11 protein-coding genes are annotated in these 14,805 nt (G+C 70.0%); 4 read left to right on the top strand and 7 right to left on the bottom strand.

The annotated features are described in order from the left end of the window. Positions 1-19: 19 nt before the first annotated feature. Together ACWDAG_RS16095 and ACWDAG_RS16100 are read left to right on the top strand one after the other, a co-directional pair. The gene (locus ACWDAG_RS16095; protein ID WP_450696198.1) at positions 20-991 is read left to right on the top strand and encodes a pirin family protein; all 972 of its coding nucleotides are present in this window, start codon (positions 20-22) and stop codon (positions 989-991) included. Positions 992-1,078: 87 nt separating this feature from the next. Then, positions 1,079-2,125, top strand: coding sequence for an AI-2E family transporter (locus tag ACWDAG_RS16100; RefSeq protein WP_450696199.1), 1,047 nt, complete (start codon positions 1,079-1,081; stop codon positions 2,123-2,125). Here ACWDAG_RS16100 and ACWDAG_RS16105 read toward each other — a convergent pair. Next, positions 2,098-4,254, bottom strand: coding sequence for a SpoIIE family protein phosphatase (locus ACWDAG_RS16105; protein WP_450696200.1), 2,157 nt, complete (start codon positions 4,252-4,254; stop codon positions 2,098-2,100). The two genes, ACWDAG_RS16100 and ACWDAG_RS16105, sit on opposite strands and share 28 nt — an antisense overlap. Before the next feature lie 157 nt (positions 4,255-4,411). Between ACWDAG_RS16105 and aspS the strand changes: the two genes are divergently transcribed. Next, complete coding sequence (gene aspS, locus ACWDAG_RS16110; RefSeq protein WP_450696201.1) at positions 4,412-6,175, top strand: aspartate--tRNA ligase; 1,764 nt, start codon at positions 4,412-4,414, stop codon at positions 6,173-6,175. Positions 6,176-6,479: 304 nt separating this feature from the next. Here the strand turns inward: aspS and ACWDAG_RS16115 are convergent, their stop codons facing one another. From ACWDAG_RS16115 to ACWDAG_RS16140, 6 genes are all read right to left on the bottom strand, one after another. Then, positions 6,480-6,956, bottom strand: a complete 477-nt coding sequence (locus ACWDAG_RS16115; protein ID WP_450696202.1) for a hypothetical protein — start codon at positions 6,954-6,956, stop codon at positions 6,480-6,482. Between the two features lie 185 nt (positions 6,957-7,141). Beyond that, on the bottom strand, positions 7,142-7,396 hold the full coding sequence (locus ACWDAG_RS16120; RefSeq protein ID WP_450696203.1) for a hypothetical protein: 255 nt from the start codon (positions 7,394-7,396) through the stop codon (positions 7,142-7,144). A 284-nt stretch (positions 7,397-7,680) separates the two neighbouring features. Beyond that, positions 7,681-9,132, bottom strand: coding sequence for an AAA family ATPase (locus tag ACWDAG_RS16125; protein ID WP_450696204.1), 1,452 nt, complete (start codon positions 9,130-9,132; stop codon positions 7,681-7,683). Positions 9,133-9,260: 128 nt separating this feature from the next. After that, positions 9,261-10,976, bottom strand: coding sequence for a methionine--tRNA ligase (metG, locus tag ACWDAG_RS16130; RefSeq protein WP_450696205.1), 1,716 nt, complete (start codon positions 10,974-10,976; stop codon positions 9,261-9,263). A 151-nt stretch (positions 10,977-11,127) separates the two neighbouring features. Further along, positions 11,128-12,804: a VWA domain-containing protein gene (locus ACWDAG_RS16135; protein ID WP_450696206.1), complete on the bottom strand. Its 1,677-nt coding sequence runs from the start codon at positions 12,802-12,804 to the stop codon at positions 11,128-11,130. Positions 12,805-12,921: 117 nt separating this feature from the next. Further along, positions 12,922-13,854 carry a LysR substrate-binding domain-containing protein gene (locus ACWDAG_RS16140; RefSeq protein WP_450696207.1) on the bottom strand — a complete coding sequence of 311 codons (933 nt, stop codon included), beginning with the start codon at positions 13,852-13,854 and terminating at the stop codon, positions 12,922-12,924. Between the two features lie 184 nt (positions 13,855-14,038). Between ACWDAG_RS16140 and snpA the strand changes: the two genes are divergently transcribed. Beyond that, positions 14,039-14,776, top strand: coding sequence for a snapalysin (gene snpA, locus ACWDAG_RS16145; RefSeq protein WP_450696208.1), 738 nt, complete (start codon positions 14,039-14,041; stop codon positions 14,774-14,776). The last annotated feature ends 29 nt before the right edge of the window (positions 14,777-14,805 follow it).

A 14,805-nucleotide genomic window follows, 5' to 3' on the forward strand; every position in this document is an offset into this window, starting at 1 on the left:
CGCACAAGGAGGTACCGACATGCCTGCAGTGACCGTCGAGAACCCGCTGACCCTGCCCCGCGTGGCCGCACCGGCCGACGCCGTGGCACGTCCCGTGCTCGCCGTCACGACCGCGCCGAGCGGTTTCGAGGGCGAGGGCTTCCCGGTGCGCCGGGCGTTCGCCGGGATCAACTACAAGTACCTCGACCCGTTCATCATGATGGACCAGATGGGCGAGGTGGAGTACGCGCCGGGCGAGCCCAAGGGCACCCCCTGGCACCCGCACCGCGGCTTCGAGACCGTCACTTACATCATCGACGGGATCTTCGACCACCAGGACTCGCAGGGCGGTGGCGGCACCATCACCAACGGCGACACCCAGTGGATGACCGCGGGCTCCGGCCTGCTGCACATCGAGGCGCCGCCGGAGTCCCTCGTCATGTCCGGCGGCCTCTTCCACGGGCTGCAGCTGTGGGTGAACCTCCCGGCCAAGGACAAGATGATGGCCCCGCGGTACCAGGACATCCGCGGCGGAAACGTTCAGCTGCTGACGACCCCGGACGGCGGCGCGCTCCTGCGTGTCATCGCCGGTGAGCTCGACGGCCACCAGGGCCCCGGCATCACGCACACGCCGATCACGATGATCCATGCGACGCTGGCGCCGGGTGCGGAGATCACCCTGCCGTGGCGCGAGGACTTCAACGGTCTCGCGTACGTCCTCGCGGGCCGGGGCGCGGTCGGTGCCGAGCGCCGGCCGATCGAGCTGGGCCAGACCGCCGTGTTCGGCGCGGGCTCCGCGCTGACCGTCCGGGCGGACGAGAAGCAGGACTCGCACACCCCGGACCTGGAGGTCGTGCTCCTGGGCGGGCAGCCGATCCGTGAGCCCATGGCCCACTACGGTCCCTTCGTCATGAACACCCGCGAGGAGCTCCAGCAGGCCTTCGAGGACTTCCAGAAGGGCCGGCTGGGCACCATCCCGGCCGTGCACGGGATGACCGAGGGCGGCCTGTAGGACCGCGCGCGGACGGGCCGCCCGGGTCTCACTCGGGTGGGTCGTCCGCGCAGGACACGGCGCGGGCGGGCGTGATCCGCTGGACGGGTGCAGCTTCTCCCCGATCCCGTCCGGCGGCTCGCCGCCTGGTGCGCCGTGATCCTGCTGGTCGCCGGGGTCGTGTACGTCGGGGTCCTGCTGTGCTCGCAGTTCCGTACGGCCGTGACGCCGGTGCTGCTCGCCCTGCTCGGGACGGCCCTGCTCGGGCCGCTGCACCGGCGGCTCGTCAAGGCCAAGGTCAACCGCTCCGTCGCCGCCGGGCTCACCTGTGTCGCGGTCGTGGCCGTGGTCGGCGGGGCCGTGTACATCGTCGTCGCCGCGCTCATCGACACCGGTGACCAGATCGTCGCGTCACTGAAGGACGCGGGCCAGGGCGTCGCCGATCACTTCGGGGCCGCGGGGACCTCCCTGGACGACCTCGCCACGAACGCCAAGGATCTCCTCACCAAGTTCGGCGGAACGGCCGCCTCCAATGTCATCAGCGGGGTCAGCGTCGTCGGCGAGACCATCGCCATGGCCGTCCTGGCGCTGTTCCTCGTCTTCTTCTTCCTGCGGGACTCGCACAAGGCCGCCGACCTGATCCGGGGCATCGCTCCCGGCGAGAGCGGCGACACGCTCGAAGCCATGGCCCGCCGGGCCTACGAGGCCGTCGAGGGCTTCATGCGCGGCACCAGCGTCATCGCGCTCATCGACGCCGTCTGCATCACCCTGGGGCTGCTGGTGCTGGATGTGCCCGGTGCCGTCGGGCTCGGCGCGCTCGTCTTCGTCGGGGCCTTCATCCCCTACCTCGGCGCCTTCATCTCCGGTGCGGTCGCCGTGCTGGTCGCGCTCGCCGACCGTGGGTTCGTGATCGCGCTGTGGGTGCTCGGGGTCGTCCTCGCCGTGCAGGTGCTGGAGGGGCATGTGCTCACGCCGATGATCCAGAGCCGGACCGTGCAGATGCACCCGGCCGTGGTCATGGTGGCGATCACGGCGGGGGCCTCCGTCGCCGGGGTGCTCGGGATGCTGCTCGCGGTGCCGCTCACCGCCGCCGTCTTCGGCGTCGTACACGAACTGCGGGCGCGGTATCAGGTACCCGAGCCGTCGGACTCGTAGAGCTCGAACCAGATGCTCTTGCCCTCGCCCTGCGGGTCCACGCCCCATGCGTCCGCGAGCAGCTCGATGAGCATCAACCCGCGCCCCGAGGAGGCCAGTTCGCCGGGGCGGCGCTTGTGCGGCAGGGCGTCGCTGGTGTCCGTGACCCCGATACGCATCCGGCGGCCGCCGGGCTCGCCCCGCACCTCCGCCAGCAGCAGTGCGTCGGCGTCGGTGTGCACGAGGACGTTGGTGAGCATCTCGGAGACCAGCAGCACCGCCGAGTCGACCTGGTCCGCCGAGGGCCAGTCGTGCAGCAGCTCACGCAGGTGCTGACGGGCCACCGCCACCCGCTCCGGTTCCGCCTGCGCGACGGACAGCATGGTGCGGCGGACCTTCGGCGGCACGAGCACCGTCTCGCCGCAGCCCTCCGGACGGGACAGCAGCAGTACGGCTATGTCGTCCTCGCGCCGGTCCGCGAGGGGGCCGGTGGTGTGGTGGGAGGAGGGGCCGTGCACCCCCTGGACCAGGGCGTCGGCCAGCTCCTCCAGGTCGCCCTTGTGCTCCTCCAGGATCGTGCGGATCCGCTGCCAGCCGCTGTCCAGGTCGTGGCCGCCGGTCTCGATCAGACCGTCCGTGCAGATCAGCATGGTCTCGCCGGGTTCGAGGATGATCCGGGTGGTCGGGTAGTCGGCGTCCGGGTCGATGCCGAGCGGCAGACCGCCCGCCGTCGGACGGGCCAGCACCGTCCCGTCCGCCATCCGGATCGCCGGGTCCGGGTGCCCGGCGCGGGCGATGTCGAGGGTGCCGGTCGTCGGGTCGACCTCGACGTACAGACAGGTCGCGAAGCGCAGGTCCGCGAGGGCGTCCTCCTGGGTGGCGCCGGGCCGGGTGGCGCCGTCCGACAGGCCGTGCAGGAAGCGGGAGGCGCGGGAGAGCACCGCGTCGGGGCGGTGGCCCTCGGAGGCGTACGCGCGCAGGGCGATACGGAGCTGGCCCATCAGGCCGGCCGCCCGCACGTCATGGCCCTGGACGTCACCGATGACCAGGGCGATCCGGCCTCCCCCGGAGGGGGGACCCCCGGGCAGCGGGATCATGTCGTACCAGTCGCCGCCGACCTGGAGGCCGCCGCCGGTGGGGACATAGCGGGCGGCGACGCTCATGCCCGGTATCTGCGGGCCGAGGGTCGGCAGCATCGAGCGCTGCAGGCCGTCGGTCAGCGCGCGCTCGGTCTCGGCGGTGCCTGCCCGGGACAGCGCCTGGGCCAGCATGCGGGCCACCGTCGTCAGCACGGACCGCTCGTCCGGATTGAAGGTCACCGGGTAGGCGAAGGCCGCCATCCAGGCGCCCATGGTGCGACCCGCCACGGTCAGCGGCAGGAACGCCCAGGAGTGGCGGTTGAAGGAGGCGGCGAGCGGCCAGGCGGCCGGGTAGCGCGACTTGTACTGCTCGGGGGTGGAGAGGTAGACGGCACGGCCGGTGCGGGCCACCTCGGCGGCCGGGTAGTCCGTGTCCAGGGACATGTGCGAGAAGGGGCCGTCGTCGCCGGGCTGGTGCCCGTGGTGGCCGATGATCGTCAGGCGATCGCCCGATACCCCGAACACCGCGAGCCCGTCCGGGGTGAACCCCGGCATCGACAGACCCGCCGCGACCCGCAGCACCTCCTCCGTGGACCGCGCCTCGGCCAGCGCCCGGCCCGCGTCCAGCAGGAAGGCCTCCCGGGAGCGCCGCCAGTCGCCCGTGACGGCGCTGCGCCCGGCCGGTGTGCCCGGGGTCGGCTCGGTGACCTCCTGAAGCGTGCCGATCAGCTGGAAGGACTTCTTCTCGGGGTCGAAGGACGGCTTGGAGCGGGAGCGGACCACACGGATCACCCGGCCGTGCTCGTCCATGATCCGGATCCGCACCTCGGCCAGCGTGCCCTCGGCGACGGCGAGCCCGACGACGGCGATGATCTCGTTCCAGTCGACCGGGTGGAGCCGGGCCCGGGCCTTGGCCTCGGTGAGGGTGGTCTGCTCGGCGGGCAGCCCCAGCAGCCGAGCCGCCTCGGCGTCGACCGTGACGAGTTCGGTGGCGGTGTCCCAGTGCCACAGGCCGGTCGCGAGGGCGGCGAGAACCTCCCCCACGGCGGGCAGAGGCTCACCAGTGCGCATTGCCCCACTTTATGGAGAGGTGATCGAGGAGTGCCACCGATTGCCCACTCTTAATGGTGGGGAGCCGATCTTGGGGTGCCCGGTACCCTGGGGGTTGTTTCACGTGAAACACCCTGAGTGACACAGACCCCGATCCGCGAAGACTGGATGAACGACGATGCATCGGTACAGGTCCCACACCTGCGGCGAGCTCCGCTCCTCTGACGTCGGCACCGACGTCCGGCTGAGTGGCTGGCTGCACAATCGGCGCGACCTGGGCGGCATCCTCTTCATCGATCTGCGCGATCACTACGGCATCACGCAGCTCGTCGCCCGTCCCGGCACCCCGGCCTACGAGGCCCTCGACAAGCTGACCAAGGAGTCGACGGTCCGCGTCGACGGCAAGGTCGTCTCCCGGGGCACCGAGAACGTCAACCCGGACCTGCCGACCGGTGAGATCGAGGTCGAGGTCGGCGAGGTCGAGCTGCTCGGCGCGGCCGCCCCGCTCCCCTTCACGATCAACACCGAGGACGGGGTCAACGAGGAGCGGCGCCTGGAGTACCGCTTCCTGGACCTGCGCCGCGAGCGCATGCACCGCAACATCCTGCTGCGTACGTCGGTCATCTCGGCGATCCGCCACAAGATGACGGCGCTGGGCTTCAACGAGATGGCGACGCCGATCCTGTCGGCGACCTCCCCCGAGGGCGCCCGGGACTTCGTGGTCCCCTCGCGCCTCAACCCGGGCAAGTTCTACGCCCTGCCGCAGGCCCCGCAGCAGTTCAAGCAGCTGCTGATGATCTCCGGCTTCGACCGCTACTTCCAGATCGCGCCCTGCTTCCGTGACGAGGACGCGCGTGCGGACCGCTCGCCGGGCGAGTTCTACCAGCTCGACGTCGAGATGAGCTTCGTCGAGCAGGAGGACGTCTTCCGCCCCATCGAGCAGCTCATGACCGAGCTGTTCGAGGAGTTCGGCGGCGGCCGCCACGTCACCTCCCCCTTCCCGCGGATCCCGTTCCGCGAGGCGATGCTGAAGTACGGCTCCGACAAGCCGGACCTGCGGGCCCAGCTGGAGCTCGTCGACATCACCGACATCTTCGAGGGCTCCGAGTTCAAGGCCTTCGCCGGCAAGCACGTGCGTGCGCTGCCGGTGCCGGACGTCTCCGCGCAGCCGCGGAAGTTCTTCGACCAGCTCGGTGACTTCGCGGTCTCGCAGGGCGCGAAGGGCCTGGCCTGGGTCCGTGTGGCCGAGGACGGTTCGCTGTCCGGCCCGATCGCGAAGTTCCTCACCGAGGAGAACGTCGCCGAGCTGACCAAGCGTCTGTCGCTGGCCGCCGGGCACGCGGTGTTCTTCGGCGCGGGCGAGTTCGACGAGGTCTCGAAGATCATGGGCGCGGTGCGGGTCGAGGCCGCCAAGCGCGCCGGGCACTTCGAGGAGGGCGTCTTCCGGTTCTGCTGGATCGTCGACTTCCCGATGTACGAGAAGGACGAGGACACCGGCGCGATCGACTTCTCGCACAACCCGTTCTCCATGCCGCAGGGCGGCCTGGAGGCCCTTCAGACCCAGGACCCGCTGGACATCCTCGGCTGGCAGTACGACATCGTCTGCAACGGCGTCGAGCTGTCCTCCGGCGCGATCCGGAACCACGAGCCGGAGATCATGCTCAAGGCCTTCGAGATCGCGGGCTACGACCGCGAGACCGTCGAGGAGAAGTTCGCGGGCATGCTGCGCGCCTTCCGCTTCGGCGCCCCGCCGCACGGCGGCATCGCCCCCGGCGTCGACCGCATCGTCATGCTGCTGGCCGACGAGCCGAACATCCGCGAGACCATCGCCTTCCCGCTCAACGGCAACGCCCAGGACCTGATGATGGGCGCGCCGACGGAGCTGGAGGAGGCGCGGCTGAAGGAGCTGCACCTGTCGGTGCGCAAGCCGCAGCCGAAGTAGTAAGCCACAGGCGGATGCGAAGGGCTCGAAACCGGCGTCGGTTTCGAGCCCTTTCGCTTGAGCACAGGCACTCAGGAACCCCAAGGCAGGTAAGAAATACGGGAGTCGGCCCGCCGTACGGTCCTCGCGGCCGGTGGTATGGCCGTGACCACCGACCCCGTCGCCGCGTACAACGCCGCCTCGTAGAAGAAGATGAAGACGACGGTGAAACTGGAAGCCGACGCTGACCGCGGGCCTCGAGTATGAGGCGAGGAACCTGCTGACGGGGCTGGCGACGACGGGCGCCGGAACGCTCTCCTGATGCCTAGGTGTCGTACGAGCCGTCCCAGGGCGAGGCGAAGAACAGGCGGTCCGGGTAGAGCTCGGCCCAGCCGCCCTCCTCGTCCTGGCCGGTCACCAGGCCGAACAGCACGCCGTCCGCTGTGAGTTGGAAGGGACGTATCGCGATGTCCGTGTAGGAGCGCCGGGGCAGACTGCGCAGCAGTTTTGCCAGGTGGACACGGGCGCGGGTCAGGACCGAGTCGTCGCCGTGCGGATTGCGCTGCTGCTCGGCCCAGGTGCCGGCACACCAGATCTCCGAGTCGCGGTACTCGCCCTCGGCGTCGAAGGTGTGGAGCACTGCGAAGAGGCGTTTTTCGTTTTCCCAGCCGTCGTCGGGACGGTACCCGCGCGGAAAGGCGTACGTGACCGTTCCCAGGAACTGGCCGTCCGCGTAGCGGCCGATGGCCTCGGCCCGGCCGTGCGGTTCGTAGGAGATCGGTATGACCTCGGGGACTGCCATGGCGCACACCCTACGTATGCGGCGCGGCAATATCCCCCAGTCGCCGATGAGAACACCATTGGCCTCGCCGAAGATTCACGAGATGGCGACCGATCTCCATAGAACGGAACGGACCGGTGATCTACGGTGCCCTCCTTCGGCTATCCGCTTTCCTGCACCCTTGGTGCGGACGATCCTGCGGTCGTTCAGGGGCGGTTCAGCAGGTAGCCGGAGACGGGACCGACGCGCTCGTCGTCCAGGTGGAGCGAGTCCGACCACTTGCGTTGTGCGACCGGTTCCAGCAGGGACTGGATGCTGCACTCCCAGGCCTGGCACAACGCGCGCATGAAGTATCCGGGAATGCTTCCCGACATACGCCACCACATCTTCTGCCAAGTCAACGTGGTGTGGTCGAGGACGAGTAGCCCGATCACTCCGCCGCGCGCGGTGTGCCGGTGCAAGGTCCCACTTCTTGTAGCCGACGAAGAGGAGCAGGGCCGCGCTGACCAGTGCCGTGGCGAGGGTCTGGTAAAGGGTGAGGAAGCGGTGCGCGTTCTCGTTCACCGCATTGATCTGCTGCAGGATGTACCGGTACCGCTCCAGCGCGAACTCATTGCGAACCGCGGCCGTTTCCTGCCTGGCCTCTCCCGGTGCCGACATCGCCCCCCACCCGTCCGACTCAGCAGCATAGGTAACTCACCTTTGCCCCGCTGCGGTTTCACCAACCCTGGCGGGCCGGCAGGTGTCACGGCTGCCATGCGGAGACCACATCCTGTGGCCCCCACACCAGTCCGACTCCTTCGGACACCACCGCGGCCGTCGTACCGGACAGGGATACGACGGCCAGGTTTGCCACGTTCGAGGAGAAGCCGGGGATCTCGGCGGCGCCCTCTACCAGGGCGGCCAGGTCGCGCTGGTCGAAGGGGGAGGCGAGCCACTTCACGGAGCCCGCGAAGAAGACGGTTCCGGCCACCGGGGCGCGGTCGGCACCGACGAGGTCGATCTCGGGTGCGAACCGGCGGTTCCACCAGCCGCCGACGACGTCCGTGTCGAGCCAGGGGAAGTCGCCTGAGGCGGCGGCCAGTTCCAGGGCTTGGCGGATCAGGGGTTCGACCGCCCGGCCACGCCAGGCGGCCCAGCGACGCTCGACAACCCGGTACGCGGCCTCGGGGCGGCCACGTCGGGACAACTCGTGTGCGGAGCGCAGGGCGGCGAGGTAGAGGCGCAGGTTGCTGTCGGCGACGCGGTAGAGGGCGGGTTTGCCGGGCTTGGTCGAGAGGGGGGGCTCCGAGGCGAGGACGCGCTTCTCGTCGGTGAGGCGGCGCAGCAGGGGGGAGAGTATCCCGGAGGGCAGCGCCCCGCTCTGGCTCCCGGCTGTCGCCGCGATGTTGGCGTGCGTACGATCGCCGCTGCCGACCGCCTCCAGGACTCGGCGAGCCTGGTCCGGTGCCGGGAACTCGGCCAGCAGGGTCGCCTCCGGCACGCCGAACAGAGGCGAGGCCGGGTCGGCGCACTCGGATCTGATGAAGTCCAGCGCAGGGGTGCCGCGCGGCCAGGTACGCAGAATCCCCGGCAGGCCACCGGAGACGAGGTGTGCGTCGATGGCGTCGGCCGCGTGCAGCCCCAGAGCGTTGCCTGTCTCCGCCGGATTCAGCGGCTCCAGGACGAAGTTGTCGGCACGTCCGTAGAAGGGGCGGTCGTACGCCGTGAACCGTTCCATCATGTGCAGGTCGCTGCCGAGCAGGAGCAGCAGTACCGGACGGCTGGACAGCAACCGGTCCCAGGCGGTCTGCAGCGCGCCGTCGAACACGGGGTCCTGTTCGGCGAGCCAGGGGAGTTCGTCGAGTACGACGATGCTGGGAGTGTCGGGTAGCAGTGCGGCGAGGGTACGGAAGGCGTCGGGCCAGGTGGTGGGTGCCGTCCCGGGCACGAGTTCCGGGTCGGCGGGGAGCGAGGACTCACGCAGCTCCACCATGAAGTCCGCGATGCCTTCCAAGGGCGATGCCCCTTTGATCGCTGTGTAGAAGACGTATGGCCGGCCCGAGCGGTCGCAGAACTCCTGCACGAGCCGCGACTTCCCCACCTGTCGCCGTCCTCTCATGGCGACCGAGGCACCGGTGCCGTCGGCAGTGACGCGATCGAGGCGCTTACGGAGGAGGGCCAGCTCGGTCTCGCGGCCTACGAAGCTAGAGGGCATCGCCGGGTCTCCGAGTTTATGTAGTTTCCTTCTATGTAGATCTGTTCTACCTTACCTCGGGGCTGCTCGGTCGCGCGACGAAAAGGGCCCGGAACCGTTCGGTCCCGGGCCCTTCTGGTCTTCTGTTGTTACGCGGGCTCGCCGCCGAAGCGCTCCTTGTACGTCTCCAGGTCCTCGTCCGTCAGCTTGGCGAACAGGACCGGCGGGACGGTGAAGGGGGTGCCGGCGGGGACCGCGGTGAGGGACTTCGCCTCGGCCGGGGAGACCCAGGTTGCGGTGTCGGCGGGGAGGTCGAAGGCCTGGCGCATGGCGGCCGACGTCGTCGGGATGAAGGGCTCCGAGACCACCGCGTAGAGGTGGATCAGGTTCATCGCCGTGCGCAGGGTGAGGGCCGCGCCGTCCTTGTCCGTCTTGATCTCCAGCCAGGGGGCCTTCTCCTCCAGGTAGGAGTTGCCCGCGGACCACAGGGCGCGGAGTGCTGCCGCGGCCTTGCGGAACTGGAGGGTCTCCAGGTGACCCTCGTACTCGGCGAGGAGCTCGGCGATCTGCTCGCCCAGCCTGGTCTCCGCCTCACCCGGCACGCCGCCCGCGGGGACGTCCTCGCCGAAGCGCTTCTTGGAGAACGACAGCACCCGGTTGACGAAGTTGCCGAGGGTGTCGGCCAGGTCCTTGTTGACCGTCGCAGTGAAGTGCTCCCAGGTGAAGGACGAGTCGTCCGACTCGGGGGCGTTGGCGATCAGGAAGTAGCGCCAGTAGTCCGCCGGCAGGATGTCCAGGGCCTGGTCGGTGAAGACGCCCCGCTTCTGGGACGTGGAGAACTTCCCGCCGTAGTACGTCAGCCAGTTGAAGGCCTTGACGTAGTCGACCTTCTTCCAGGGCTCGCGGACGCCGAGTTCGGTGGCCGGGAACATGACGGTGTGGAAGGGGACGTTGTCCTTGGCCATGAACTCCGTGTAGCGGACGTCGTTGTCGACGTCGTACCACCACGACTTCCAGTCGCGGTTCTCCGGGTCGAGGTCCGACCACTCCTTCGTCGCGCCGATGTACTCGATCGGGGCGTCGAACCAGACGTAGAAGACCTTGCCCTCGGCCGCCAGCTCCGGCCAGGTGTCGGCCGGGACCGGGACGCCCCAGTCCAGGTCGCGGGTGATCGCGCGGTCGTGCAGGCCCTCGGTCAGCCACTTGTGGGCGATGGAGGAGGCCAGCTGCGGCCAGTCCTTGTCGTGGCGGGCCACCCACTCGCGCACCTCGTTCTCCAGCTTGGACTGGAGGAGGAAGAGGTGCTTGGTCTCGCGGACCTCCAGGTCCGTGGAGCCGGAGATCGCCGAGCGCGGGTTGATCAGGTCGGTCGGGTCGAGGACGCGGGTGCAGTTCTCGCACTGGTCGCCGCGGGCCTTGTCGTAGCCGCAGTGGGGGCAGGTGCCCTCGACATAGCGGTCCGGGAGGAAGCGGCCGTCGGCGGGGCTGTAGACCTGGCGGATCGCCCGCTCCTCGATGAAGCCGTTCTCGTTGAGGCGGCGGGCGAAGTGCTGGGTGATCTCGACGTTCTGCGGGGAGGAGCTGCGGCCGAAGTAGTCGAAGGCCAGCGCGAAGCCGTCGTAGACCGCTTTCTGGGCGTCGTGCGCCTGCGCGCAGAAGTCCGCGACCGGGATGCCCTGCTCCTTGGCGGCGAGCTCGGCGGGGGTGCCGTGCTCGTCGGTGGCGCAGATGTAGAGGACGTCGTGGCCGCGCTGGCGGAGGTACCGGGAGTACACGTCCGCCGGGAGCATGGACCCCACCATGTTGCCCAGGTGCTTGATTCCGTTGATGTACGGAAGGGCGCTGGTGATGAGGTGTCGAGCCATCGGGGGCTGCTCCCAGGTCGGAATTCGGGGTTCTTGGTTCTTTGCGAACCTTGAAATCGTAGCCGACATGGGTGGGCCGCCCGCTTCCCGTTTTATGGGGTGGGAAGGGGCGGCCCGGGTGATCTTTCGTTCTTTCGGCGGGGTCTACGGGCTACGGGCGCCAGTCGATCAGTACGCCGTCGTAGAGCTCCGCGTCCGTGAGCTCCAGGGGGGTGGGGCCCGCGTGGAAGAAGGCCGTGTTGCCGGTCTTCAGTTTGCGGAGGTAGTCGAAGGCCTTGTTGTCGTGGTCGCCGAACGCGACGAAGGAGAAGAACACCGAGGGGTGGGTCTTCGCGGCCTCGGTGAGGGCCTGGGTGGCGGGGGTCTTCGCATCCGGGGCGCCGTCCGTCTGGAAGATCACCAGGGCGGGGGTCTTCGCGTCGGGGTTGTTGGCGTCGTAGTGGGCGAGGACCGCTTCCACGGCGGCGTGGTAGCTGGTACGGCCCATGCGGCCGAGGCCGGCGTGTGCGTCGTCGATGGCGGTCTCGGGGGAGGCCGGGGTGAGGTCGGTGGTGCCGTCGACCTCCGTGGAGAAGAAGACGACGTGGACGGAGGTCTTCTCGCTGCCGGCGGGGTCCAGGTGCTCGGCGAGGGCGAGGGTCTGGTCGGCCAGGGCCTGGGCGGAGCCGTCCTTGTAGTACGGGCGCATGCTCGCGGAGCGGTCGAGGACCAGGTAGACCTTGGCGCGGGCGGTTGTCAGGCCGGCCTTCGCCAGGGCGGCGGCGGGGGCGTCGGCCTCCGGCACGGCGGCGACGGGCTCGGCCTCGGCCACGGGCTCGGCCACGGGCTCCGCCTCGGCCACGGGGGTCTGCTCCGGCTCGGCCTCGGCTTCGCCTTCGGCCTCGGTGTTCCCACCCGCACCGCCCGTGCTGCTTTCGTCGTCGGCTGCGGGTGGCCCCTGTGGGGCTTCCTCGCCGTCGGCGGCCGCGGGCTCGTCCGCCTGAGCCGCGGGGGCCACAGGCTCGGGGGCCTGCTCCGGCTCGGCCTCGGCTTCGCCTTCGGCCACGGGGGCCTGCTCCGGCTCGTCGGCCTCGGCCTCCGCCACGGGCTCCTCAGCTGCGGCGACCGGCTCGGGCTCCGGCTCGGGGGCGATCTCCGCCACGGGTTCGGTCTCCGGCTCCGGCTCCGGCTCGGGCTCGGCCTCCGCCACCGGCGCCGCGGTCTCCTCCGGTGCCGCGGTGGGCTCCGGCTCCTCGGCGGCCACCGGCTCAGGGGTCTGCTCCAGCTCCGGCTCTGCGACCGGCTCGGGAACGACCTCCGCCTCCGGCTCGGGCTCCGCGACCGGCTCGGGAACCACCTCCGCCTCCGGCTCGGGCTCTGCGACCGGCTCGGGAACGACCTCCGCCCCCGGCTCGGGCTCCGCCAGCGGCTCAGCGGTCTGCTCCGGCTCCTCAGCCTCGACCTCGGCGGCCAGGGCCGGCTCCGGGGCGGCCTCGGTGGCCGGTTCCGGCTGCTCCTCGGGGTCGGGCTCGGGCTGCGTCTGGGCCGTCGGCTCGGAGGGCTCGTCGACCGTCGGCTCCGCGGTCACCTGGTCCAGTGGCTCCGAAGGCCTCGGAACCGTGACGTTGTCGAAGGCCGCCGAGACCAGTTCGTGCTCGTCCTGGTCCTCCGTGGACGACGAGCGCGGTTCCGGGACCTGCGCAGATGCCGTCGGCTGGGGCTCCGGGGACGGTGCCGGGACCGTTGGTTCCGCAGTGTGCGAAGGGGTGAGGTCCGCACCCTCTGCTTCGGCGTCACGCCCCTTGCGTGACCTGCCGAACGCGTTCCGCAGGAGAGTGAGAATGCCCATGTGCGCAACCCTTCGCGTGAGTTGATCCCGTCAATCCCTGGCCAGGACGGACACGTAAGGTTAGCGGCCCCAGATAGCGATCTTGGGCAGGGGCAAGGGACAGTACGGCCACTCGTGTCAACCACGCGTCAACGGGGACGCCTCGTGTTCCAGCCACTCCCGATAAGCAGGCGCCTGCCGAGCCGACTCCCAGTACGCCTCCTCCAGTGTGGGCAGGGCGCCGTCCAGGTCGGTTTCCGTGCGGGCCGCCAGCAGGAGGCGTACGCCCAGGGGGTCGCCGTGGAGGCGGCGTACCGCCATGTCGGGGCGGGAGAGGGCGGTCGGCTGGCAGACGGTGACGACCTCGCCGGTTGCGACCAGGGCGGCGGCCGTGTGGTAGTCGCCGTGCAGGACGTGCGGGTTGATGCCCGCCGTGCGGAACATGCGCTGGACCGCGTCCCATTCGCCGTCCACCGTGGGGTCGATCATCCAGCGGTCGGCGGCCAGTTCGCGGACGTCGACCACGGGGTGCGCGGTTGCCGGGTGGTCGGCCGACACGTACACGAACTGGGGTTCGCGTTCGACCAGGGTGCGCAGGCGCAGGCCCTCGGGGATGCGCAGCGGGCTGCCCTCGACCTCGTGCACGAAGGCGACGTCCAGTTGGCCGTCGGCGACCATGCGGAGAAGGGCGTTGGGGGAGACGTTCATGTGCAGGGTCGGTTCCTGGCCGTGGGCGCGCAGGCGGCGGAGCCAGCCTGCCAGGGCCTTGCTGGCGGTGGAGCCGACGCGGAGTTCGGTGCCGCCGGTGGCTGCCGCTCTTGCCTCGCTGACCAAGGAGCGCATTTCGGCCACCAGGGGACGGGCGCGGCTGAGCACCAGGCTGCCCAGTGGGGTGGGCCGGCAGCCGGTGCGGGCGCGGACGAACAGCGTGCCGCCGAGCTCCTGCTCGATACGGCGCAGTTGGGTGCTCAACGACGGCTGGGCGACGCCCAGTTGGCGGGCGGCGCGGTGCAGACTGCCGGTGTCGGCTATCGCGCACAGCGCGCGGAGGTGTCTCACCTCTAGCTCCATGCCCTCGGAGCGTAAAGCGGAACCCAAGGTTTCACCAGCCTCACAAATCACTCCCGATATTGATGAATTGGGGGACTTGGTGCGTGGTGATAGCGGCGCGCTATCGCCGGTTGCCATCATCACAGCCGTTCCACAGGGGCCGAAACTCAGCTTCGACGACTCACCCCCCACCTAGGAGTCATCGATGCGCAAGCGCACCTCTGCGTCTGTCATGCCCATATCCACCCGGGCGGTGGCCGCCGTCGGCCTCAGCCTCGCGGTCTTCGGCCTGGGTACGACGGTTCCGGCCGCCGCGGCCCCGGCTTCCGCCCCGTACACGGGCTACTCCGGCTACACCGGCTCGTCCGCCGAGGCCAAGGCCGACAAGGCGTTCTTCCAGGCCGTCCTCAAGTCCGTCGCCGAGAAGCGGGCCGCCCACCCGAACAGCGCGGCTGCCGTCACGGTCACCTACGACGCCTCCGCGGCGCCCACGTTCAGTGCCGAGATAGCCCGCAGCGCCCAGATCTGGAACGGTGCGGTGTCGAACGTGAAGCTCCAGGCGGGGTCCTCGGGCGCCGACTTCAGCTACCGCGAGGGCAACGACTCCCGCGGCTCGTACGCCTCGACCGACGGTCACGGAGGCGGCTATGTCTTCCTCGACTACGCGCAGAACAAGGAGTACGACTCGACGCGCGTGACCGCCCATGAGACCGGGCACGTCCTCGGGCTGCCCGACCACTACGAGGGTCCGTGCAGTGAGCTGATGTCGGGCGGCGGCCCCGGTCCGTCCTGCACGAACTCCGATCCGGACGCCAATGAGCGCGCCAAGGTCGACCAGCTGTGGGCCAACGGGTTCCGGGCCGCGCTGGACAAGGCCCTCAGCGACAAAACCCTCAGCGACAAGTCCCTGAGCGGCAAGTCCCTGCACAAGAGCACGCGTTAGTCGCCACTCCCCACACGGTGCGGCCGCCC

It is taken from the genome of Streptomyces sp. NPDC001157, from assembly GCF_053598255.1.

Coding starts and splice junctions, on each gene's coding strand:
- ACWDAG_RS16095 (WP_450696198.1), top strand. CDS start 20: ATGCCTGCAGTGACCGTCGAGAACCCGCTGACCCTGCCCCGCGTGGCC.
- ACWDAG_RS16105 (WP_450696200.1), bottom strand. CDS start 4,254: ATGCGCACTGGTGAGCCTCTGCCCGCCGTGGGGGAGGTTCTCGCCGCC.
- aspS (WP_450696201.1), top strand. CDS start 4,412: ATGCATCGGTACAGGTCCCACACCTGCGGCGAGCTCCGCTCCTCTGAC.
- ACWDAG_RS16115 (WP_450696202.1), bottom strand. CDS start 6,956: ATGGCAGTCCCCGAGGTCATACCGATCTCCTACGAACCGCACGGCCGG.
- ACWDAG_RS16125 (WP_450696204.1), bottom strand. CDS start 9,132: ATGCCCTCTAGCTTCGTAGGCCGCGAGACCGAGCTGGCCCTCCTCCGT.
- metG (WP_450696205.1), bottom strand. CDS start 10,976: ATGGCTCGACACCTCATCACCAGCGCCCTTCCGTACATCAACGGAATC.
- ACWDAG_RS16135 (WP_450696206.1), bottom strand. CDS start 12,804: ATGGGCATTCTCACTCTCCTGCGGAACGCGTTCGGCAGGTCACGCAAG.
- ACWDAG_RS16140 (WP_450696207.1), bottom strand. CDS start 13,854: ATGGAGCTAGAGGTGAGACACCTCCGCGCGCTGTGCGCGATAGCCGAC.
- snpA (WP_450696208.1), top strand. CDS start 14,039: ATGCGCAAGCGCACCTCTGCGTCTGTCATGCCCATATCCACCCGGGCG.